The organism is Nonomuraea dietziae, assembly GCF_014195505.1.
In the GTDB taxonomy this organism is placed as follows: domain Bacteria; phylum Actinomycetota; class Actinomycetes; order Streptosporangiales; family Streptosporangiaceae; genus Nonomuraea; species Nonomuraea roseola.
Genome location: NZ_JACIBV010000003.1, coordinates 293,772 through 315,616 on the forward strand (window position 1 = coordinate 293,772; position 21,845 = coordinate 315,616).

The following is a 21,845-nucleotide window of genomic DNA, read 5'->3' on the forward strand; positions in this document are numbered from 1 at the left end:
GTCCAAAGAGTTTCGGCCCAGGTCCCTTGGTGATCTTGTCGGGTGATACAGGCGGTTCGGGGCGGGTGACGGATCCGGTGGGCGGTCGGCGCGCTGACATCGGCCGTGGCGCTGCTGGACCCGAGGCGGATGGCATGGGCGGCAAGGATCTATGTCATCCAGGCGCAGATGGCGGATCTCGCGGCTGGAGGCGCCGTGCAGCAGGGCGAGAACGAGCGGAGCCGACCTGAGCACCACCGAAGAGGACGTGCCGGCACGTGCTCCGCTCCCGCGCTAACGCACCTCTACGCGGTACTCCTCCAAGCGGTCGGCCACTTCCTTGGTGTGACCAAGCATCGGGCAGTGGTCGCCGGGCATCACGTCCGGCTCGATGCCCAGCCGGTCGCGGGCGACGCGGCGCATGAACTCCAGCGGGAAGAAGCGGTCGTCGCGCGCCAGCAGGACCTTGGTGGGCACGTTCGGCCACGCCTCCAGCGGCCACGGTGGCCCGAACGGGGTGCCCGACTGGTCGCGCTGCCTGGTGAGGAACTCCGTCGCGATCTCGTGTGGCGTGTCGTGCAGCACGAGGACCATCGGGTCGTCGGCCGCTTCGGGGCTCAGGCCGTTCCGCTCGTCTGCTTCGCTCCTCGCCTCGGGATAACCGGTGTTGCCCCACCAGTCTCCCGGAGCCTCGCCCGGCAACGGGATCTGGGCCTGGAGCATGACGAGCAGGTCTGCCGAGAGTCGTTCGCACACGAGCGGCGCAGTGAAGCCGCCGAACGAGTGCGCGACCACGACGACGTCATTCCGGTCGCCCACGGCGTCGACGACGATGTCCGCGTACTCCGCCAGCCCGGCGGAGTCGTCGTCAGACGGCAGGTCGACCGCCACCACGTCGTGTCCCCGCGCGCGAAGTTCGGCTTCCAACAGGTGCCAGCACCAGGAATCGACAGCGGCGGCGTGGATCAGGACGTAGGTGGCCATGGTTGGAGGACCTCCGGGGTGGTGGGCGGGACGGACGGGTCGGGTCACGCGTGGTGCTTGTCGTGGTGGCGCCACCACTGCTGCGGGTAGTCCAATTCGGCCTCCTGCCTGCCCAGCGGCGTGAGGTCGAGGTAGTTGTACGTGTTGATGAGGATGTCGCCCCCGCGGGAGAACGACGAGTAGGTGTGGAAGACCCGCGAGCCGTCGCGCAGGAACACGCTCAGGCCGGACGACTCGCCACCGTCGGCGTTGGTGACGCTGAAGTCCTGGTTGAACCGGGTACGGAACGACGAGTACCACGGCGTCGTCCAGCCCATCCGCTGCCGGAACGGCTCGATCTTCGCCAGCGGCGCGCGGGACACGAGCACCAGTGACGTGTCGCGGCCGTGCAGGTGCGCCGGGTGGCCCAGGTTGTCCACCTGGAGTGAGCAGCCGACACAGCCCTCGTCCCAGTCTGGGTGGAACATGAAGTGGCGCACGATCAGCTGCCTGCGGCCCTCGAACAGGCCGAGCAGGCTCACCGGGCCGTGCCGTCCGTCGAACTCGTACTCCTCCACGATTTCGACCATCGGCAGGTCGCGCCGCTGGGCGCTCACCTTGTCCCTCATACGGGTCAGCTCCTTCTCCTTGGCCAGCAGCTTCTCGCGGGCCACAAGCCATTCGTCCTGTGAGACGACATCGGGAGGGGTCATCAGCGTTCTCTCCTGGACTCTCGTTGTCGATCTGGAACTGGTCGCACCGGGGCGCACGGGAGACGTCGCTCCCCTGCTCCGGCACGGTGCGGCCGGGTCGTCACGTCGCGCGGATGGCCCCTTCGGGTGCCCCGGTGTCCTGGGAACCGTCGGCATCCTCGTCAACGGACTCCTCGGCGGCGACCTCGACCGCGCCGGTCGGCGGAACGTGCCGCAGCGTGGTGACCGCGAGGAGCGCGAGACCGGTGAGGAGGACCGCGCTGACGATGGCGACGACGTTCAGCCCGGTGGTGAACGCGTCGCGGGCTTGCGTCAGCAGCACGTCGGCCTGGTCGGCGGGAAGCTGCCGGGCGGCCTCCGCCACGCCGACGACGCCCCGCTGAGCGGCCTCGGACACCTCGGCAGGAGTGGCCGCGCTGGCCGTGTTGGCGAATTGGGCGCCGTAGACGGCGGTGGCGATACTGCCCATGACCGCGGCTCCGAGTGCCATGCCCAGCTCACCGCTGGTCTCCGACATCGACGCGGCCGATCCCGCCTTCTCCGGCGGCGCCGAGCCTAGGATGAGGTTGGTGGTCAACGCCGCCTGCGGCCCGGAGCCCGCGCTGGCGATGGACACGCCGATCACGACGATCACCAGACCGCCCACGGCGCCCACCTGCGTGAGCATGAGGTAGCCGAGGGCGGCGACGATGAGTCCCACCGCGATGACGTTGGCCGGTCGGAACCGCCGCGCGAACGCCGGCGCCGTCATGGCGGCGATGACCATCGCGAAGCCGGAGGGCACCATCAGGAGACCCGCCTGCAACGGCGAGAGCCCCGCCACCGTCTGAAGGTACAGGTTGACTACAAGGATGGTGCCGCCGCCGATCGCGGCACCGAACAGCATGATGACCAGTGCGCCGGTGAAGGACTTGTTGGCGAACAGGCGCAGGTCCATCAGCGGTTCGGCCAGGCTCCGCTGCCGGATCACGAACACGACGCCGAGCGCCAGGCCGACGACGATGGCGCCCACCGGCACCGCGCCCCAGCCGTCCTTGGCGAGCTCCTTGATGCCGTACACAACCGGCAGGATGACGCCCAGGGACAGCGCCACGCTGAGCGGGTCGAGCTTGCCCGCCTCCGGGGTCTTGAACTCGGGCAGGAACATCGGGCCCAGCACGAGCAGCAGCCCCATCACCGGCACCGCCAGCAGGAACACCGAACCCCACCAGAAGAACTCCAGCATGGCGCCGCCGACGACCGGGCCGAGTGCCATGCCGCCCATGAAGCAGCTGACCCAGATGCCGATGGCGGTCCCCATCTGCCTGGGGTCGCGGAACATGTTGCTGATCAGCGCCAGCGTCGACGGGCTCAGAGTCGCGCCGGCGATGCCCATCAGCGCCCGGGACGCGATCAGCATCTCCGTGCTGGTCGAGACAGCGGCCATCACCGACGCGAGGCAGAAGGCGACGGCCCCGGCCATCAGCACCTTGCGGCGGCCGATGCGGTCACCGAGCGTGCCCATGGTGATGAGGAATCCGGCGATCATGAAGCCGTAGATGTCGATGATCCACAGCTGCTCGACGCTGCTGGCGCTCAGGCCGGCGCTCAGCTGTGGCAGCGCCAGGTTCAGCACGCTCAGGTCGACGGACAGGAGGAGAGTGGGCAGGGCCAGCACCGCCAGCCCGATCCACTCCCTCCTGCCGGCGCGCGGTGGTGCCTCGGCAGAAGTCACGGTCTCAATCCTCTCGTCGTCGGGGCGACCCACGCCCGGGGCCGCACCCGTTGTGACGGGAGGTCGGCGGAAAACTGATCGGTCGCCGTGGGGCTCAGGCCCTATCGGCGTCCCGCCGGGACACCGCGACCAGCACGACCGGCTCGTCCCGCGTGTTGCGCATGGCGCGCACCGGCAGGCCGTCCAACCACATAACGTCACCGGTCTCGCAGACCCGGCCGCCGCCGGCGGAGTACACCAGTTCGATCACGCCGTGCTCGACGAGCACGATGGCGTCACGCCACTCGGCACCGTCGTAGGCGTGCACCCCGCCGGGAGCCACCACGACCACGTGGAGCTCGAATGCGGCCGGCAGCCTCCGCCCCAGGAAGGAGATCGGTTCCCCCTCGTCGCCCATCAGAGCGTCGGGGGCAGACCGAACGCCGGGAACAACCGTGGAGCGAAAGACGTGACCTCCACCACCACTCCCCCCTCGATGCGGAGTACGTCCAGACCCAGCGGCACGTAGTCCCCGCCGTCGCCCGCGCGGACGTAGGCCGCGACCGCAGGCTGCCTGTTGGCCGAGGTGACCAGGTGCTTCAGGTTGCCCAGGGCGTTGGGTCCGACGAGGCTCGGCGCCCAGCTCGCGATGATCGCGTCCCGACCCTCGTACCAGGCGGGCTCCGGTGGCATCGTGAACCGCGCGTCCTCGCGCAGGAGTGCGGCGAGCCCGTTCAGGTCGGCGCGCTCGGTGGCGTCCATGTAGCGGTGCAGCACCGCGCGTTCCTCCTCGCTCGGGTCGCTGGTCGGCGCCCAGTCCAGCCTGCGCTCCGGCAGGTGCTGCTTCAGCGTCGCCCTCGCCCGCTGGAGCGCGCTGTTGACCGAGGCCACACTGCTCTCAAGCAGCGCGGCGGTCTCGCTCGCGGGCCAGCCGAGCACGTCGCGCAGGATCAGCACGGCCCGCTGGCGAGGTGGCAGGTGCTGGATCGCAGCGAGATAGGCCAGCTCGATAGTCTCCCTCGCGACCACCTCGGAGTCCGGCTCCGCATCGACCGGGGCCGCCAGATCCAGCAGCCGGTCCGGGTACGGCTGCAACCAGGGGATCTCCGCCTGGGGCAGCGCCGAGCCGATCGGCCGCGCCACGTGCGCCGGATCGGGGTTGCGGGGATGCCGCAGGTGGCTGTCGAGGAAGTCCAGACACGCGTTCGTCGCGATGCGGTACAGCCACGCCCGGAACGTGGAGCGCCCTTGGAAGCTCTCGCGCTTGCGCCATGCGCGCAGGAACGTCTCCTGCACGAGGTCCTCAGAGTCCTCGAACGAGCCGAGCATTCGGTAGCAGTGCACCTGCAGCTCGTGACGATGCGCCTCGACGGCTCGGGTGAACGCCGCCTCGTCCCCCGCTTCCACGGCGACGAACGCGTCGCCCACCGCCCGGCCCGGCTTGGTTCCGCCCGTGTGCACGATGGGTCCACCGCCCTCCTGCTGACCTGCTGACAGTCCTCAAACAGTAAGACGGTCACGGGGGCGACAACTCATCGTTCACCCGTCCGGCGGGGATCATCACCGCAATCGTGAAGGTGCGGCGCCCTTCGGCCGGCAACCACGATGCAACAGAACCGGACGGAGCAGCGCACGGGCGCGACGACTTTCGCCGGGCGCCTGGCGGGGAGCGAGCCGATGAGCACGGTCGACCTGTCGAGCAGCGCGTTCAGGGCAGCCCCCTACCGCTACGCGGTCGCGCAGTTCACGTGCGGCGCCAGCCTCGGCCAGCTCAGCCCGATCGACTACGAAAAGACGACAGGTAGCCTGAAGTCTGCCGCCTGAAACCGGTGTCCACGTTGTGGGGGAAGCCCCAAGGCCAAGTAGTTTAAAGGGCCCCACGATCCACCGGAGCTCACGCTCTACGTTGCCCCCTGGCTGTAGCCATAGGAGTCCCGGTACTACTTTGCGGCTCGCCGGGGCTTCAGGAGTTCCAGACCAACCCGACGCGAACCGTCGCCATCCCACGCAAGATCACTCTCATCGATAACGGCTGTTCCCCGGTTCCTCAACCCCGGAGTGCGCGACAGTCCCCGGCACAAACCCCGGCGCTTGTACGTCGCCCGCGGCTACGACACCACCGTCGTCACCTGCACAAGCGAGGGATCACGCCGGTCATCGCCCTCCACGGCATGCCGCACGGCTCCTGGGCATCCAGTGGGTGGTCGAGCGGACCTTCGCCTGGCTCCACCAGTTCAAACGGCTACGTGTCCGTTACGAACCGTGCCTCATTCGGAGCAGGAACGACGGCTGTTCGGCTCGGGAGTTCGCCAATGGCTCCCCCACAGGTCATGAAGTTTGGGCGGTACCGGCGGTGGGCATGCCTGCTCGTTGTAGACGCCTCGGTACTGCCACTTGTCCAGGCCGGACCTGGTCCAATAGCGGGGTCGTGGTGATGGTGATCACGTAGTATTGATCGCTCGCCGGGGCATCGCCGTAGATCATTCCGTAGTAGATGAGTCCTCCACCGAAGTCACCGGCTTCTGCTGAAGAGTTCGCGGCGCGGACATCAGTGATCAGCTTCTGGCGGATGTGCCGGGTAAAACTGAGAGACGTTGCCGTACCGGCGGGCTTCCGCTCCGGCAGTTCTTCCTCTTCCAGGTTGTGTGGGTGCCGGCTCGCTCTCGGCGTTCAGCTATGAGGCCGTCCCCTGAAGAGATGTGGCCTTCGCCTGCGGGGACTCACACACCCGCCCGGAACTCCGGATCGAAACGCCGCCGCGTGACTGTTGCCACGATCAAACCTCTCGCAGCTATGCCCTGGCATCAATCATCTAGGCAACAACGCTGGGTCGTCGAGCAGACATTCGCCCTGCTGCACCACTTCGAACGACTGTGAGCGGTCTGCGCCGACATCCACGACGCCTTCCTCCAGCTGGCCTGCGCACTCACCTGCCAGGCGACGCATCACCTTATTGCGTTAGAAGCTCCTAGGCCGTAAGGCTTGATGTTCAGCCGGTTGATGTCGTGGATGTCAGCGTAGTCAGAGCCCAATATCTGGTCGATATGACGAAACCACTTGGCGATGTCAGAATCTAAGTGAATGTCCTCGGTGATCGATTCAGCCTGCGCACGATCAGCCCAAATAACCAAATCGACCCAACTGCCGTCGTCCAGCCTTGCCAGATAGGCGTCCATGTATATCGGATGCCGCAGCCGAATCGCACGAACCATCGCTGGACGTTCAGCGAGCATAGCCTGCTCGGCACCCTTTTTGACTGTGAACCGGACGATTTCGATAGCGTACATGTGAAAAGCATTCCCAGAAGAAAATTATGCTAATAACTCTAGACGATTTGCAACATGCAAACGCCGATCTCAACGGGGCGCATGAGGTGTTTAATACGCGTACCCTCAGCCTCGTCTGCGCACTCATCCGCTGGAGACCGTTCAACTTTTGCGTTAGAACTTCCAAGGCCAAGCAGATGGCGTACCCACTCGGCCATCCTGCGGATGCCGTCGCCTGCCTCGATGGCGTGCACGCAAATAAAGTTGAAATCTATGGTCAGTCACGCGGCTGGGGTGAGCAAGAGGAGATCCAGCCAATCTTCGACTGCTTCCTGCCGATAACTCAGCTGATCCCCGAGGACTACCACTGGCGGCGCTGGAGCAACGGCAGCGTCTAGTACTCCAGCCGTAGACGACGATCTTCCTGGTGGAGGCATGTAGACATGCGAACGGCCACCGCGATCATCGACTGTTGTGCTGACAAACGAAGATCGTGCGGTGGCCGCAGACCGTAGCGTAGCCGCCCAGCGATGGCAGTTGATGTTCGATGAACTCGTGAGCCGGATCGCCGGCAGGTTCTCCCGGGCCGAGCCACGGCGACGAGCCCGGGCCATGCTGCTCGGGCTGCTGGCGGAGCTACCGCGCTAGAACTGCTGGACATTGGCCGAACATGCCAGGGATGCCACTCCGGACGGGATGCAGCATCTGCTGTCACGGGCGGTCTGGGACACCGACGCCGTCCGTGATGACCTGCGCGACTATGTCGTGGGACACCTGGGGCAGGCCAGGGCGGTGCTGGTGGTCGAGACCGGTGACCTGAAGAAGGGCAGCGGCACGGTCGGGGTGCAGCGCCAGTACACCGGCACGGCGGGGCGGATCGAAAACAGCCAGGTCGCGGTCTTCCTCGCCTACGCCACCGACGCCGGACACGCCTTCATCGATCGAGAGCTGTACCTGCCACAGGCATGGACGGCCGACGCCGAGCGGTGCCAAGCCGCGGGAGTTCCGGATGGGCGGTCTTTCGCGACCAAGGGTGAGCTGGCGACCCGGATGGTGGCGCGGGCGTTGGATGCCGGGGTCGGTGCGTGCTGGGTGGCCGGTGACGAGGTGTACGGGCAAAGCCCACACCTGCGTACGGAGCTGGAGGAGCGCCAGGTGGGCTACGTGCTCGCGGTGGCCTCCAGCCATCGCGTCACCACCGGCGCGGGCCTGCGCAGAGCTGACCAGGTGACCTTCCAACTGCCGCATCGGGCCTGGCAGCGGTTGTCGGCCGGCGCAGGCGCCAAGGGCCACCGCTTCTACGACTGGGCCTTCGTCAGGATCGACCCTGAAAGGCAGGGCCGTCACTGGTTGTTGATCCGCCGCAACCGGCGGACCAGCGAACTGGCCTTCTACCGCTGCTACTCCCCCGCCGCGGTGCCGTTGGCCGTGCTGGTCAAGGTGGCAGGCCGCAGGTGGACCATTGAGGAGTCCTTCCAGAGCGGCAAAGGGTTGACCGGTCTGGATGAGCATCAGGTTCGCCGCTGGAGATCGTGGCATCGATGGACCATCCTGGTCATGCTGGTCCACGCATTCCTCGCTGCGGTAGCCGCCTCCGAACGCGCGGACCAGCAACCCGATACCGGACTGACTCCGCTGACCCTCGGCGAGATCAGGCGCCTGCTCGTTCGCCTGTTAACCGGCGCTGCTCCCACCCTGGCAGATGTGCTGGGCTGGTCCTACTGGCGACGACGCCACCAGGCCCGGGCCCGGATCAGCCATTACCGGCGACAAGCCGCTCAAGAGACATGATCAGCATCTGCGACTGGACTCGTCGTAGGTGGTGACGGTTCAACGCATAAGGTCGCTGTCGGTGACCCGACGTTGACCGACGTCCACCTTGTAGCGGGATGCCTGGTGCAGGCGGACACGGAGGGTGGCGCAGCGGGCAAGAACCAGGTCACGGTTCTTGGCGTCCTTCAACCATGCCGGAAGTCGGCTGGCCAGGCTTCCGTTGCGGTTAGGTTCCCGCTCACGGATGAATGCGCGGACATATCGCTCCAGGAAATCCAGATGCTCGGCGTCATAGGCCCACAGCACGTGATTTCTGCATGGCGTCTGCAGCCACAGCTCGAGTCCGGCATAGCAAGCCGCGTCTTCAAGCTTGTCTACGACAGTCACGCCGTAGTCATTCGCGCGACTGGTGCGGACATGATCGATGCCCTCATTGGCAGTTCACTCCTGGCCCTCGCCTACTCTCCATAGCGCGAAAGCCTCCTCCGAAGAGGGGGTCTTCGCGTCTGTCCTAGTGAGCGGCCTCGTACTGCTCGACCACGGCAGCGGAGATACGGCCACGCTCGCTGACCTGGAGGCCGTGTTCCTTGGCCCATTGGCGGATCTCAGCGGTCTTCTCCCGGCTGATAGCAGCGCTGCCGCGTGAGCCACCGCGGCCGACTCGAACACCGCGCTGCTGCACGACCTTCCGCGCCTTAACGATGTAGGGAGCGAGAGCTTTCTCCAGCTTCTCGCGGTTGGCTCCCGACAGGTCGATCTCGTAGTTCTGGCCGTCGAGAGCAAACTTGGTGGTTCGCTCGGCAGCAGTCCCATCAAGATCATCAATGAATGTCTCTACGATCTGCCTAGCCATTGATCGACCCCCAATTCGGTGTGCTAAGACCAGCTCAGCTGCTTCTCCAACGCTATACCGTGCGGGCATAGCGGTAATCCGGACTTCGACAGCCATCGGCGTGTTGCACGAACCCTATACCGGTAGGAGCGCTTGAGAGCAGACGACTTCAGCATTCTCGTGCGCTGCTTCTTTTAACAAGCTCGAGCAGTCGTCATGACCACCAGTGGCCATATGGCAGGGGCGCTGCCCACCTCCGACAAGGCGCAGGCCGCCAAATACAGCGGAAGCAAGACAGCCGGCGACCAAGAGAGGGCCACATGAGGCGCGCCACCAACGCGAACCCGCAATTGAGCCGCGGGTGGTTGATCCGCCGGTATCTCCTCGATCGCGCGACGGTCGAGAAGATCGCCAGCGAAGCCCGGTGCGATGAATCGACGATCTACCGGGCCCTCACCCGGCACGGCCTCAAGCACCGGGGGCGCCGGCGCCAGCAGCAATTGAGCGTGCTGATATACCGCTGGGTCGCCAAGCTCGGCCCGATCCTGCTGGCCATGGCCAACGGCTTCTTCTTCCTGCACGCGTGGACCGGCCAGGCACTCGCCCACGCGGCGGACGCCCACCCTGTCCGCGCCTGCTCATCGCTGCCATCTCGCCGCCTTCCCCCGACTGGTTAGAGCGACCGAACTGTCGATCTACAGGCCATGGGGGAGAACGCCATGGGCCGACGCCAAGCTGCTCCCGCGGAGGCCGGCGGCGCCCCCTTCTGGCAAGGGACGCGATGACGCGTGCCGCACGGTCTACCGCCCTGACCGCGACCGGCCTGCTCGAGGGCATCCTGGCCGGTTGCGTGCTCACCGCCTGCGCGATAGCCGGCCAGCCTGCCGACGTGTACGCCGCGGTGGCCGGCCGATCCACCTGACGTTCGCGTTCCCGATGATGGCCATCATGCTGGTGGTCCGTCGCCACCGCGGTACTGCTCACATTCGGCTGCCTGGCCACGGCAGCACTCCTCCGGCCGGGTGGGAGCGTCGTCGGCGGTGCACAGCTGGCGGAACCGCAAAGGGACAGGCCAGGGTGAGAACTGGCGGGAATCAGACGAAACCAGCTAGGCGCCACCAGAGGACCAAAGACCGGGAAAGCTGTCCAAGCTAGTGGCGGCCGGGTTCGAGACGCGTTCGCGGATCAACCCGCCTCCGCGAGGCAGGCCTGATCACAATACGCAGGTGTGGCCGGATCTCCACGAAGGTTGGCAGTAGAGCGTCTCGATCATCTTTGCTTCAACTGGCAGAGTGTGCGCTGACAGTACGGGTTGATCGGCCGTCGGGAAGCCTTCTGCGGGTCATACCGCCGACCATCTGCTGGTGCGGCCGAGTCCGGGCCCGGCACTGGGCGACGGCCTGCCCGACCACAACCGCCCCGGATCCGGATCTGCGGTTGAAGAGTCGTCGGCTTTGCTGTCCGGACACTCCTGGAGTCCAGGTCGGCCACCATGGCTACCGTGATCCAGAGGGTGGCGAGGCTCCCCTGCAGGCGTGAGCCAGTGTGGTTCAGCGAACAGCATGAAAGCGAATGGCCGTGATGTAGCGGCGGTTGGCAGAAAATCGACTTTTCGAAGGGTTGGCAGAGCTGGATAATAGGGCGTCGTAAAGCGGGGATTCCTGCTGCTCAAGCCGATACGAAAAGCCGAATCGTACGCTGGCGGCTTACCAGAGCATGCCGGCGGCGGGCAGAAAGAGAATAACGTGGGCTCGATAGCCAGAAAGATACTCAGTGTCGCCGTGGCTGCTGTCGCGATGACGCTTTCGACCACGAGCGGCAGCGCCAATGCCGCTGTCAAAACGGCTCCGGTCGCGGACAACACGAAGTCTCAATTTCTCGGGGCTTACCCGCACGCGGGTCTGGACAATGCCCTTGTGAAGCGTCGAATCTATCTGGCAGCGGGGACATACTCATGGTCGCACACTCCTAACACCTGCTGGCGCAGTATCTACCTAGGCGCAGGATGGTATACGTGGCTTGACGTTCTTGTGCCAAGTCACGGCTACTATGTGCATAACGCATACCTCGACCCGGACAATTCTAACTGGGCCACAGCGCAGCTCACCTGCAACTGGCATCTCAGTAAAACCGGTACGACTCGTTGGGGTTCCACTCTCACTCCGCCTTTCTAGACAGGCCCGTCTACAGAGGTGACCATCGCCGCGCCCGCCGCGGCGATCACCCTGGTGCCCAGCATGAGGCCGAAGGTGGGCGAGAGCGCCGTCAGCGCGTTTCCTGCGGCGAGCACGCCGAGGCCGATGAGCAGCAGCCCCCGCTTGGACAGCTTCGCGGTCAACGCCGCCAGTACGGGTGAGAGCAGGGCGTAGGCCAGGGCGAAGACGGTCATGAGCTGGCCGGCGGCCGACGGCGAGATGCCCAGGTCGCCCGCGATCGGCAGGACCAGCCCCGCCGTGACGAACATGCCGGTGCCCACGGCGCATCGCGGCCCGGCTGGTCATTACCAGCGGCGCCAAGAAGGGCCGGCATCCCTCCCCGGCAACGGTCATGCGTATGCTGCGCGACCACGACCAGCGGACCGCTACCTGATCGGTCCAGAGCCCCAGCCCCCGTAAAGACACCGTATAGATCAAAAGCAGCGGCCCCATGATCACAGAGGAAACGGTCCGTCCGTCCGCCGCCTGGCCCTCGATGCCCTCAGCGATCAGTCGCCGTTAAAGCACAGCTGAAGGCCCGGCGTCGCCAAGCAAGCCGTGCTAAGCCGCTGGAGTTCGCGCACCATCTGCTGCTCCGATTCCTCGTGGGCGACCTTGGCCAACTGGGGAAGCTCGACAAGAAGCGAACGGACCTGGGCTTCATCGAATATGACGTATCCATGTGGGTCGATGCGGTCGATGGTGGGGGTGCGCCCGGAGTTGTACACCCGGCCGAGCAGCTGCGGCAAAAGCCCGTCCCAGTCGATCACCTGCTCAAGGACGGTGAATACCGGCCGCTCCTGGCGCTTGCCCTTGGCCAAGGGCCGAGCAGGAGGTTCATGGCGGAGCAGCTCGACGTTGATTCCCACGCGCTTGAGGCTACTCATGCATCGATCGCTGTATCGCAGCATTTGATCGACGCTGTTGCTGATTGCTCTGCGTTACATCTAAAGGTGCGCTGCTCGACAACGTCTTCGCTCAGCGAGTTCAACACAGAGGGTTACCCGTGACCACTCACGTGATCACGGACCCACTTCGTCTTTCAATTCGCCAACAGTGTCCCGTAAAGGGGAGGGGCAACGCCGCGGTGGTCACGAAGGCCTACCCCAGGCGGATCGCCTCAGCGGCACGGCGGCAAACCGGATAGACCGGATCGCCATCGGCGTCCAACCCCTCCACCAGGCGGTCGTCGATCACTACGATCTCCCACTCGCTCGGCGCGACCATGCCCAGCACCAGCCCCGGCAGGTGCTGGACCCGTGGCTGAGCAGCGCGCCGTAGGCGTCTACTGAGTCACTACGTTTCGGGAGAACCGTCGGGAACTCGGGGCCAGGGCCGCGACGGCCGGGCCCAAAAAGCACACGACCGCGCACACCGCCAAGACGGGCTTCCAGCCGAAGTTATCGATCGCGGGTGCGAGAAGGGCCAGCCCGACGGGGGCAAAGCCGTACGACACCAGGAAGTCCAGGGACGACACACGTGCCAGGAGCCTGGGTCGCACCTCTCGTTGTGCGGCGGTGAACCAGGGCACGTTGAACAGCTCGATCCCGACCCCGGCGAGCGCGTACGCGACCAGCACCACCACCGGATGCACCGGCGACAGGAGGCTGAGGGGGACGAGGCCGTACAGGGACAATCCGGCGAGCGCCGCCCACCCCTGAGCCCGCGGCCGCCAGCGGGCCATGAGGACGGCACCGGCCAGCGCACCCAGGGTGTAGGCGGTCATCGCCCCGGCCAGCACGGCTTCCGTCGAGTAGTGATCCCTGCTGGCCAGAGGGAGCGCCACGCCGGTGACGGAGTAGCCGGTGAAGATGACGGCCGCCAGGGCGCCCAGACCGGCGAGGAACCACGGATGCCTGCGCGCCTCGCCGATCCCTTCGGTGAACTCCGTCCAGAACCCGCCGCTGTAGGCGCTGGTCGTCCCGGTGCCGCGTGGGGGGAGCAGCGCGGCCAGGAGCCAGAGGACTCCCGTGCCGATCAGGAGCATCCAGATGTCCAGCGCCAGCGCCAGCAGTGCCGTCATCGCGGGAGCCACCAGCGTGGTGACGCGAACCGCCAGGGTGATGGCGGCGTTGGCCTGCTGGCGACGCCCCTCGTCCACGATTTCGGCGGTGAGCGCCTGCAAGGCGGGGCGAGCTGCGCCTTGACCGGCCCCGGCGATCGCAGCCGCCAGGCTCATCAGCACGACGGACCGGCCGAGGCCGTACGCGATGAGGGGGCTGGCGGTCGCGGCGGCCAGCCCCGACGTCAGCACGACGGCTCGGCGGGTGTAGCGGTCGGCCAGGACGCCGCCCACCGGCACGGCGATGAGGAAGCCGACCGTTCTGGCGGCCAGGACGATGCCGAGTCCGGCCGCCGTCAGCGTGCCGTCGAGTACGGCCAGCCCCAGGATGAACGGCAGCGCCCACGTGGCCAGGCCGGAGGCGGTGGTGCCGCACCAGAGCCGTAGAAAGGGAAGGTCTTTGATCACTTGGGGAGCTCGCGCAGATACTTGGCGAAGCCTTCGAGCCCGTCGACGATGCGGGGCCCGCTGATGCCCTCGTTGTAGTCGAGGATGTGGAACCGGTCGTTCACCACCGCGGGCAGCTTGCTGGTGGTGGGGAACTCCTTCAGGAACTTGATCTTCTCGGCGGCGGGCTTGTCGCCGTAGTCGAGGATGACGATGACCTCGGGCTTGGCCTGGACGACCGCCTCCCAGGTCACCTCGCTCCAGCGGGCGTCGAGGCCGGAGAAGACGTTCCTGCCGCCCGCGAACTGGATGATCTCGTTGGGCGGCACCTGGGCGCCGGCGGTGAAGGGCTTGTCGGTGCCGGAGTCGTACAGGAAGACCGGAACCGGGTCGCCCTTGGGCGCCTGGGCCTTCACGGCTTCGACTCGCTTGCGGTAGTCGGCCACCACAGACGCGGCCCGGTCCTCTACGCCGAAGATCTTCCCGAGCCGCTCGAGGTCGGTGTAGAGGCCCTCGAAGGGCGTGACCCGCTCGGGATGGCCCGGATAGTTGAAGCACGACTCGGCGTGCATGAAGCTCTGGATCTTCAGGTCGTCCAGGATGGCCGGGGTGATGCCGCGCTGGTCGCTGAAGCCGGAGCGCCAGCCGGCGACGACGAAGTCGGATTTGGCCTCGACGACCAGTTCGCGGTTGAGCAGGTCGTCGCTGAGGAACTTGACCTTGGCGTACTCCGCTGCCCAGGGCGACTCGGTGACCGGCGGGTTGGCGGGTGGCATCACGTACCCGTGGACGTGCTGGGTGAGGCCGAGGGCGAACATCTTGTCCGCGCTGCCGCCCTCATAGACGACGGCACGGCGTGGGGTCGTGTACTCGACGTCCTGTCCGCACCTCTTGACCGTGACCTTCCTGTCAGCGGCGGCGCCTTCCACCTGCGCGCCGCAGCCGCTGAGCAGAAGGACGGCTACCAGGAAGGGGGCGGTCACGCGGCTGTTCACGGGGTTGTTCCTTTCACGGGGGTTACTGAACCCAGGTCATAGAGCACCTGGGGGACTTTGGTCAGCGGGTGGGGGACCACTCGCGCCTCGACGCCGAAAACGTCGCTGAGGAGGGACTCGGTGAGGACGGTGTCCGGGGGGCCGAACGCCACGAGGCAGCCCTTGGACAGCACTGCCAACCGGTCGCATACCGACGCGGCGAGGTTGAGATCGTGCAGGGTGATCAGCACGCTGAGGCCGGAGCTCCTGAGTAGCGACAGCAGGCGGATCTGGTGATGGAGGTCCAGATGGTTGGTCGGCTCGTCGAGGATCAGCAGCCGGGGCTCCTGAACCAGGGCGCGGGCGATCAGCACCCGCTGTCGCTCGCCGCCGGACAGCGACAGCACGCCCCGATCGGCCAGGTGGAGCACCTCCATCTGTGCCATGGCGTCGCGGCACAGCTCCAGCTCGCGTGCGCTGAGCGCCTGGTTGCCCGACAGGTGCGGGGTACGGCCCAGCGCGACGACCTCTCGGACGGTGAAGTCGAGGTCCGCCCCGCCCTCCTGGGTGAGCGCCGCGACGATGCGGGCGCTGTCGCGCAGCGGCATGTCCGTCAGCTCCGCGCCGTCGATCCAGACGGCGCCCGTCGTCGGGCGCTGCGCCCGGTACACGCATCGCAGGGCGGTCGTCTTCCCCGAGCCGTTGGGGCCGATCATCCCCACGATCTGCCCGGGCTCTACGGTGATCGACAGGCCTTGGAGCAGCCTCGCGCCGTCGATGGATACCGAGATGTCATCGATCAGCAGGCTCATCCTCAGCGCCCCCCGAACAGATAGCCGCGACGGCGCAGCAGGATGACGAAGACCGGAACGCCCACCAGGGCGGTGATCGCCCCGATGGGAAGTTCACGCGGCGCGACCAGGGTCCTGGCTACGAGGTCCGCCCACACCATGAAGATCGCGCCGACCAGCGGAGCGATCGCGAGAACGCGGACATGCGCGGCGCCCACCCACAGGCGCACCAGGTGCGGCATGACCAGTCCGACGAAGCCGATCGCCCCGCTGACGGCCACCATGGCGCCCGTGGCGAGCGAGGTGAGTACGAACAGCCGGCGGCGTAGCCGTACGCTGTCCACCCCCAGGCTCGCTGAGGTCTCATCACCCAGGGCGAGGACGTCCAGCATCCGGCCGTGGCGGTGTAGCAGCACGATCGAGACGATCGTCACGACGGCTACCACGGGCAGCGCGCCCCAGGAGGCCGCGCCGAACCCGCCCATCGACCAGAACAGGATCATGCTGGTGGCCTCGCCGTCCGGGGCGAAGTAGACGATCACGCTCATGACGGCCTGGAAGCCGAACGCCATGGCCACCCCGGTCAGCACCAGCCGCAGCGGCGACAACCCTCCGGAGTTGCGGGAGGCGAGATAGACCAGCGTCGAGACCAGGAGCGCCCCCAGGAAGGCTCCGACCGACACCGCGTAGATCCCCATCGCTGCCATGGCGCCGAAGACGCTGACGAGTACCGCTCCCGCCGAAGCACCCGAGGACACCCCGAGGACGAACGGGTCGGCCAGCGCATTGCGTACCATCGCCTGGATCGCCACGCCGACGGCGCTCAGTCCTGCCCCGACCAGAACGGCGAGGAGCACACGAGGAGTCCGGACCTGCCAGATGATCTGGTAGGCCGTCACCTCGTCGGCAGTGATCCTGCCTCCGGTCAGCGCCGCCCACAGGTAGCGGAGCGTCTCTCCAGGTGACACCGCGGCGGCGCCGAGCCCGATGGCCAGCAGGACCGACACCACAAGAACGCCGGTGAGGATCACGCAAAGGAGCGGCACGTTGATCGCCGCTGCCCCCGCCGGGGGATTCGGGATTTTCTGGCCGTCGATCCGGGATGGCTGCTGCACGTCCGGGACCGGAGGTCCCCCTGCGCCGGACAAGTTACGGACACCCCCAACAACGATAACGGTTTTCGTGACCATAGCATGGTGGATATCAGGCACAGCCGAGACCGATCTCGCCAGGTCACGCGTCACGGATGTCCTTGACGCCGCTAATGCAGCGTCGCCATGCGGGTACGTCGTGCGGCGGGCGACACCCATGCCAGGACGAGCGCGGCCACGGCGGCCCAGAGTGCGGTGAGGACGGGCATGAGGGGACTGATCTCGTACAGGGCGGCGCCCAGGAGGGGGCCGACGATGAAGGTGGCGCCGATGGTGGCGTTCACGAGGCCCGAGATCGAGCGCTGTTGCGTGGGTTCGGCGACGAGGGTTGATGCGGCGGTGAAGCCGGGGATCGCGAGGCCCAACCCCAGGGCGAGCAGGCCGAAGGATGCGGAGATCAGCCAGAGGCTGTCAGCGAGGGCGAGCAGCGCTGGGGATGCCGGCGCGGAGCAGGCGCAGGACCGGCCAGCCGAGCGCCGGAACCGCGCCGCCCTGCACCGCGACGAGTATCAACCCGGCGGTGAACAGTGAGATGCCCACTGCGCCGGCGGTCTCCTGCGGCCCGAGATGAAGGCGGTCGACAACCAGGAAGCCGAGGATCACTTGGACCAGGCCGAGGGACAGGTAGAGGCAGAAGCTGATCGCGAGGAGCGGCCACAGCCGGGCGTCCCACGGGCGCAACTGCGGGCCGCCGGGTTCGGACGAGGCCTTCGCGTGCGGGGGGCGTACGGTCGCCAGAACCCAGACGGAAAGGAGCAGGCACAGGACGGCGGCGAGGTAGAGCGGGAGCATGAGCGACACCACGGCCAGTGCGCCGCCTCCGGCGGGACCTAGGACGAGGGAGACGCCTTGCGCCGCGCCGACCATACCGGTCGCACGAGTGCGTTCGGCCTCCATGGTGGCGTGGCGGCCGTGCCGGCGACCGCCAGGGCGGCGACTCCGGCGCCGAAGAGGACACTGCGGGTGACGAGCATCAGGGCGAACACGACGGGCGTGGGCATCGCGCCGTCGAGACCGATGGCGGCGACGATCGCGAATCCGGCCAGCCCTGTGGTGGCAAGCCCGAGCCCCGACAGCAGGACCAGACGTAGTCCGATCCTCCGTAAGGCGTGTCCCCGCAGCAGGCTGGCGATGGTCAGGGCGGTGGCGGCGACGGTGATGACCAGGCCCAGCTGGGTCTCGGTCAGCTTCAGCTCACGTGAGAGCGGTGCCAGGACCGGGACGAGGCTCATGAGTGGCTACGGCGGGTTGCCAATATGTTGCGCAAGCCTGTCGGCCTCAAGGCCCACAGCGAACTGCTTACCGCCACAGGCTGGCTGGCGCTGCTAGTGGGGTGTCTGGAGTACGACATGGGCCTCAGGACTGCGGCAGAAGTGACCCGAGCTGCAGCTCACAAACTCGGCGAAGAAGCAGGCAACACCGAGATCATCGGGTGGTCGCATGAGATGTCGGCCTGGTTCGCCCTAACACAGGGTCGATACCGCGATGTCATTGCACCGGCCTGTGCCGCACAGGACGCGAGCCGTGACCACTCCGTCGTCGTCCAGCTCATCGCCCAAGAGGCTAAAGCTCTGGCTCGAACCGGAGACTCCCGCAAGCTGCGCGAGACTCTAGAGCGTGGCCGTGCGGTTCTGGATGGTTTTCCCGTTCCGGAGCGGACCGACAATCACTTCATCGTTGATCCCGCCAAATGGGATTTCTACGCTATGGACGCTTACCGGTTGGCAGGCGAGGACTCTCTCGCGGTCATGCACGCGAACGAAGTCATCGCGAGTGCGGTAGCACCCGATGGAACTGTTCGTGCTCCTATGCGTATGGCTGAAGCCAAACTTACTCTTGGAGTGGCGGCAGCACGTGGCGGAAATCTCGAAGAAGCCATCACTTTGGGCCGCGAAGCGACAATGGCCGGACGGAAATCGCTTCCTTCTCTCCTCATGGTCGCGGGGGAGCTGGACGCCGTACTGGAACGTAGCTTCCCCGCTGAACCGGAGACCGAGAAATTCCGCGAGCTGCTGCGTTCGCTCCGTTAAGGCTCGCTCGCAAACTCCGCGCGTGATCTCGGCCGCTTCCCAGGAGGCTGTGAGAACTTTCTTCTCAAACTTAAAGCGGCCCTTACCGGGCCGCACGCGCCGCCGGCTCGGCGCGCGCCGGCGCACGCCGCTTGAGCTCTGTGCCCGGCACGCAACACGCCGGTCGGCTGGCGCGGACGAGAGGACAGGGCCGCAGAGCTGCAGAACGCACTACAGGAGTCGACGGGGCCAAGCTCATCAGCGCATGCGCATGTAGGCACGGGGTTGGGCTTACGGCACGCCTCCGGCAGGGGCACTCTGGACTCCGGGAAGGCGGGGCCCGGGCGCATTCGCGACGACAGAAAACCTGCCCTCAATGGCAATAATCCCACTTTCGGATCTCAACTCCTGCCTGATAAAATTGGTTAGATACAACACACGGCCAACAAGCCGATAATGAAATCAAGTTTCATGACATTCTCGTACATGCGCTCAAGAGAGGGATGTTTAATGAGAAAGGCCATTCGAAACGCAACGATGGCCGGCGCCTTCTTGACTACGATGTTCGCCGGGACGACCGCCGCCGACGCCCTATCGCCTGTCTCGCCAAAGCCTCAGACCGGAAAGCATTGCGTTACTGTTCTAAAGAAGCTTAAGCCAGGGCAAACTGAATCTGAGATTGTGTCACACCAATGTTCCGACAATAAAGAGGCGTTGGTAATGCCTAGCGCGGCGCTGGTCCTCGCTGAATTGTATGAACACATCAATCATAAGGGAGCCTCGTGGTTGCTCGTAGGCTATGATGGATCATGTGATTCATCGGGCTACGCAGTCCCCGATATCGGCTGGTTGTGGAGTAATGTCGCGTCGTCTGCCAGGACGCAATATGAGTGTAGTCGCCTAGAGGCATACGACCTTCCGAGTTATCGCGGAGCCAGCCGCGCTTGGCAACGGCCGGGATCCTGGCTGATAACAGTGCCGGACATGGGCGACTTCAACGACAAGCTCACGTCCTTTAGAGTGAAGCGGGTCTAGAGGCGTAAGACCTATGCTCACTCTGGCCGCTCGTCGCGCCATCCTCACATGAGCTGGGAAACACACAACTCGGGTCACGCGGTGTCAGTAATTGTTGTGCCGAGTACACCACCAAGACGGTGATGAGCAGCGGAATCAATGCTTTGCGCACCAGAAGGGGCCCTTCTCCGGTAATTCGCTCATGTGGCTGGCGTGGCTTGGGGCGTGGCGCGGGATCTCCGTTGCTTCGTCGCAGTCGATGGCTTCTGGCATCGAGCGCGTTCACCGAATCCCGCGGACCCACGATCACCAGCGGTGATGTGGTTGCCAACATGCCCAGCTGAGGGACGAGGTCCTCGTGCGTCGTGCAGGTGATGCAGCCGTGGGCGCGCTGCACGTCGGCCAAGCCCAGCACGCGTGTCGACTCGCGGAGGGTACGCCGGACGAGTCCGTCGGTGTCCTTGCTCAATCGTGGTGGAGGGCGAGCGCGCCGAGATGGTCGGGGAGGAGCCGCGCGACGGTGGCGGTGCGGGCGGTGCCGTGGAGGGCCCGCGGCGGCGGTGAGCACACGACTCCATATCAATAATGAAAACCATTCCCATGCTATGGCGCAGCTTTGCAAGGAGAAGGGGAGCGTTTGCGGAATGGGATGCGACCCGTGATCGAGCGCGTGCTCCTAGAAGGTCACGGCACGTGACGATGCTGTGGCTGCTCGCACACCGCGCATACGCCGTACACTTCTTCGGCTCTGAAACCCTCCACAAGGTTCCCTTCCGGTCGTTCTGCCGAACCCGTCCCTCCCACGACTCCCGGTCGTCGAAATCGTGGTAGCCGTAGGCGTCCCGAATCATCCACGCGGGCTCGTAGGCCGTCTTCGGCCGCGAGCCCTACCGGCTGACCCGCTCGGCCAAGGGCGAGTCGGCCGCGATCTTCACCGCCGCCGGCGACGTGCTGTTCACCTCCGAACCCCGCGAGGCCGTGCGGCGCATGGATGAGCATCATCGATTCGTACGGGTGGACTGGAACCGACCGGAACGCCGCCGTCCAAATACGGGTCATGAGGTCTTTAGGTCCTCAAGGGGACAGTGAGGCCACAGAGACCTTAACGGTCCCAGGCATACCTTCACTGGTCGGTGTAGGCTCAGCCGATGCGTCAAGCTCTATGGCAGTTGGCAGGCCGCGTCTGGTGGTATCCACACGACGAGGATCCCGACAATATCCAGGGCGGCGTCGCGGTCATCTCCGACCCCGCGGGCAGCGTCGTGGTCGACGCCGGCAACAGCCCGTCCACCGCGCGCCGGATCCAGGCGGCCATCGAGGCGGCCGGGCTCCCCGCCGCCCGGCGCCTGATCTACACCCACCACCACTGGGACCACGTCTGGGGCGCGTGCGCCTGGCCGGAGGTAGAGATCATCGGCCACCGCGACGGCGCGCGCATCCTGGAAGTCGAGGCCCAGCGTCCCTGGAGTCACCACTACCTGCGCGCCGAGGTCGAGGCCAACCCCAGGCTCGGACCCAGCTTCCGGGGACGCGCATGGGCGATGCCCTCCTGGGAGGGCTTCACGGTGGTGCCGCCGCACACCGAGTTCGACGACGACCTCACCCTGCCAGGTGGCATCGAAGTGCGGCACGTCGGCGGGCAGCACGCGGAGGACTCGACCATCGTGGCCGTCCCGGACGCCGGCGTGCTGCTACTGGGCGACTGCTTCTACTCACCTCCGCTCCACCTGCGCCAGGCGGGCGACGGCTACGCCGCCGACCTGGCCGACCGGCTGATGTCGGAGTATCCGGAGGGGCGCTACGACTGGTTCGTCGACAGCCACAGCCCGCCACGGTCCCGGCAGTCCCTGCGGGACCTGATCGTTTCCGGCTGAGACAACCGGCCGAAGCCGCCGGCCAGGTCATGGACGCGGCCGCGCTCGGCGTACGTCGGAGGAACCACGCCTACAACCGCCAAGCCGAACCGTTTAACCGACCGCACCAAGATCCCAAACGATCGTGGTCAAGCAAGCCGGTGCGCCTTGGCCGTAAAAATACCCGATG

The 21,845-nt window shown here is 66.2% G+C and carries 24 protein-coding genes and 2 pseudogenes; 8 read left to right on the plus strand and 18 right to left on the minus strand.

Features of this window, described 5'->3' with window-relative positions:
* Positions 1–273 precede the first annotated feature (273 nt).
* The 5 genes from FHR33_RS48355 to FHR33_RS48375 all read right to left on the minus strand — a co-directional run bounded on the left by FHR33_RS48355 (position 274) and on the right by FHR33_RS48375 (position 4,809).
* Positions 274–963, minus strand: a complete 690-nt coding sequence (locus FHR33_RS48355; protein WP_183662936.1) for an alpha/beta fold hydrolase — start codon at positions 961–963, stop codon at positions 274–276.
* Positions 964–1,007: 44 nt separating this feature from the next.
* Positions 1,008–1,655 carry a DUF899 domain-containing protein gene (locus tag FHR33_RS48360; RefSeq protein ID WP_183662939.1) on the minus strand — a complete coding sequence of 216 codons (648 nt, stop codon included), beginning with the start codon at positions 1,653–1,655 and terminating at the stop codon, positions 1,008–1,010.
* 100 nt (positions 1,656–1,755) lie between these two features.
* A complete protein-coding gene (locus FHR33_RS48365; RefSeq protein WP_312896116.1) occupies positions 1,756–3,369 on the minus strand; it encodes an MFS transporter in 1,614 nt (537 codons plus the stop codon).
* A gap of 94 nt (positions 3,370–3,463) precedes the next feature.
* Positions 3,464–3,766: a hypothetical protein gene (locus FHR33_RS48370; protein ID WP_183662942.1), complete on the minus strand. Its 303-nt coding sequence runs from the start codon at positions 3,764–3,766 to the stop codon at positions 3,464–3,466.
* On the minus strand, positions 3,766–4,809 hold the full coding sequence (locus FHR33_RS48375) for a sigma-70 family RNA polymerase sigma factor (RefSeq protein ID WP_312896117.1): 1,044 nt from the start codon (positions 4,807–4,809) through the stop codon (positions 3,766–3,768). Before FHR33_RS48375 ends, FHR33_RS48370 begins: the two co-directional genes overlap by 1 nt.
* A gap of 216 nt (positions 4,810–5,025) precedes the next feature.
* On the opposite strand from FHR33_RS48375, the gene FHR33_RS48380 reads away from it, so the two are divergent.
* Together FHR33_RS48380 and FHR33_RS51445 are read left to right on the plus strand one after the other, a co-directional pair.
* A complete protein-coding gene (locus FHR33_RS48380) occupies positions 5,026–5,172 on the plus strand; it encodes a hypothetical protein (RefSeq protein WP_183662945.1) in 147 nt (48 codons plus the stop codon).
* Between the two features lie 231 nt (positions 5,173–5,403).
* A pseudogene (locus FHR33_RS51445) lies at positions 5,404–5,608 on the plus strand (IS5/IS1182 family transposase); the annotation flags it as partial.
* Positions 5,609–6,293: 685 nt separating this feature from the next.
* Here the strand turns inward: FHR33_RS51445 and FHR33_RS48390 are convergent.
* Positions 6,294–6,635: a hypothetical protein gene (locus FHR33_RS48390; protein ID WP_183662948.1), complete on the minus strand. Its 342-nt coding sequence runs from the start codon at positions 6,633–6,635 to the stop codon at positions 6,294–6,296.
* A 176-nt stretch (positions 6,636–6,811) separates the two neighbouring features.
* Between FHR33_RS48390 and FHR33_RS48395 the strand changes: the two genes are divergently transcribed.
* Together FHR33_RS48395 and FHR33_RS48400 are read left to right on the plus strand one after the other, a co-directional pair.
* Positions 6,812–7,012, plus strand: coding sequence for a hypothetical protein (locus FHR33_RS48395; protein ID WP_183662951.1), 201 nt, complete (start codon positions 6,812–6,814; stop codon positions 7,010–7,012).
* A gap of 142 nt (positions 7,013–7,154) precedes the next feature.
* A pseudogene (locus FHR33_RS48400) lies at positions 7,155–8,440 on the plus strand (IS701 family transposase).
* A gap of 4 nt (positions 8,441–8,444) precedes the next feature.
* On the opposite strand, the gene FHR33_RS48405 reads toward FHR33_RS48400, so the two are convergent.
* Positions 8,445–8,774, minus strand: a complete 330-nt coding sequence (locus FHR33_RS48405; protein ID WP_183662954.1) for a hypothetical protein — start codon at positions 8,772–8,774, stop codon at positions 8,445–8,447.
* Positions 8,775–8,898: 124 nt separating this feature from the next.
* Entirely contained in the window at positions 8,899–9,240 is a 342-nt protein-coding gene (locus tag FHR33_RS48410; RefSeq protein WP_183662955.1) for a histone-like nucleoid-structuring protein Lsr2, read from the minus strand.
* A gap of 299 nt (positions 9,241–9,539) precedes the next feature.
* On the opposite strand from FHR33_RS48410, the gene FHR33_RS48415 reads away from it, so the two are divergent.
* Both FHR33_RS48415 and FHR33_RS48420 read left to right on the plus strand, forming a co-directional pair.
* Positions 9,540–9,896 carry a hypothetical protein gene (locus FHR33_RS48415; RefSeq protein ID WP_183662958.1) on the plus strand — a complete coding sequence of 119 codons (357 nt, stop codon included), beginning with the start codon at positions 9,540–9,542 and terminating at the stop codon, positions 9,894–9,896.
* A 104-nt stretch (positions 9,897–10,000) separates the two neighbouring features.
* Positions 10,001–10,141: a hypothetical protein gene (locus FHR33_RS48420; protein WP_183662961.1), complete on the plus strand. Its 141-nt coding sequence runs from the start codon at positions 10,001–10,003 to the stop codon at positions 10,139–10,141.
* Positions 10,142–11,389: 1,248 nt separating this feature from the next.
* Here the strand turns inward: FHR33_RS48420 and FHR33_RS48425 are convergent.
* The 10 genes from FHR33_RS48425 to FHR33_RS48465 all read right to left on the minus strand — a co-directional run bounded on the left by FHR33_RS48425 (position 11,390) and on the right by FHR33_RS48465 (position 18,011).
* The gene (locus FHR33_RS48425; protein ID WP_221242734.1) at positions 11,390–11,695 is read right to left on the minus strand and encodes an MFS transporter; all 306 of its coding nucleotides are present in this window, start codon (positions 11,693–11,695) and stop codon (positions 11,390–11,392) included.
* Between the two features lie 228 nt (positions 11,696–11,923).
* The gene (locus FHR33_RS48430) at positions 11,924–12,283 is read right to left on the minus strand and encodes a hypothetical protein (protein WP_183662964.1); all 360 of its coding nucleotides are present in this window, start codon (positions 12,281–12,283) and stop codon (positions 11,924–11,926) included.
* Positions 12,284–12,515: 232 nt separating this feature from the next.
* Entirely contained in the window at positions 12,516–12,641 is a 126-nt protein-coding gene (locus tag FHR33_RS52335; RefSeq protein WP_281388596.1) for a hypothetical protein, read from the minus strand.
* 58 nt (positions 12,642–12,699) lie between these two features.
* Positions 12,700–13,884 (minus strand): MFS transporter, encoded by a 1,185-nt coding sequence (locus FHR33_RS48435; RefSeq protein ID WP_183662967.1) that lies wholly within the window; start codon positions 13,882–13,884, stop codon positions 12,700–12,702.
* On the minus strand, positions 13,881–14,858 hold the full coding sequence (locus tag FHR33_RS48440) for an ABC transporter substrate-binding protein (protein ID WP_183662971.1): 978 nt from the start codon (positions 14,856–14,858) through the stop codon (positions 13,881–13,883). Before FHR33_RS48440 ends, FHR33_RS48435 begins: the two co-directional genes overlap by 4 nt.
* Positions 14,855–15,649 (minus strand): ABC transporter ATP-binding protein, encoded by a 795-nt coding sequence (locus FHR33_RS48445; RefSeq protein WP_183662974.1) that lies wholly within the window; start codon positions 15,647–15,649, stop codon positions 14,855–14,857. Before FHR33_RS48445 ends, FHR33_RS48440 begins: the two co-directional genes overlap by 4 nt.
* Positions 15,650–15,651: 2 nt before the next feature.
* The gene (locus FHR33_RS48450; RefSeq protein WP_376773333.1) at positions 15,652–16,743 is read right to left on the minus strand and encodes a FecCD family ABC transporter permease; all 1,092 of its coding nucleotides are present in this window, start codon (positions 16,741–16,743) and stop codon (positions 15,652–15,654) included.
* 146 nt (positions 16,744–16,889) lie between these two features.
* Positions 16,890–17,144, minus strand: coding sequence for a hypothetical protein (locus tag FHR33_RS48455; RefSeq protein ID WP_183662980.1), 255 nt, complete (start codon positions 17,142–17,144; stop codon positions 16,890–16,892).
* Between the two features lie 46 nt (positions 17,145–17,190).
* Positions 17,191–17,676, minus strand: a complete 486-nt coding sequence (locus tag FHR33_RS48460; RefSeq protein WP_312896118.1) for an MFS transporter — start codon at positions 17,674–17,676, stop codon at positions 17,191–17,193.
* Positions 17,610–18,011, minus strand: coding sequence for a hypothetical protein (locus FHR33_RS48465; protein WP_183662986.1), 402 nt, complete (start codon positions 18,009–18,011; stop codon positions 17,610–17,612). The genes FHR33_RS48460 and FHR33_RS48465 overlap by 67 nt, the downstream gene beginning before the upstream one ends.
* A 24-nt stretch (positions 18,012–18,035) precedes the next feature.
* On the opposite strand from FHR33_RS48465, the gene FHR33_RS48470 reads away from it, so the two are divergent.
* The gene (locus FHR33_RS48470) at positions 18,036–18,809 is read left to right on the plus strand and encodes a hypothetical protein (RefSeq protein ID WP_183662988.1); all 774 of its coding nucleotides are present in this window, start codon (positions 18,036–18,038) and stop codon (positions 18,807–18,809) included.
* Between the two features lie 2,141 nt (positions 18,810–20,950).
* The gene (locus FHR33_RS48475) at positions 20,951–21,676 is read left to right on the plus strand and encodes an MBL fold metallo-hydrolase (RefSeq protein ID WP_183662999.1); all 726 of its coding nucleotides are present in this window, start codon (positions 20,951–20,953) and stop codon (positions 21,674–21,676) included.
* Positions 21,677–21,845 lie beyond the last annotated feature (169 nt).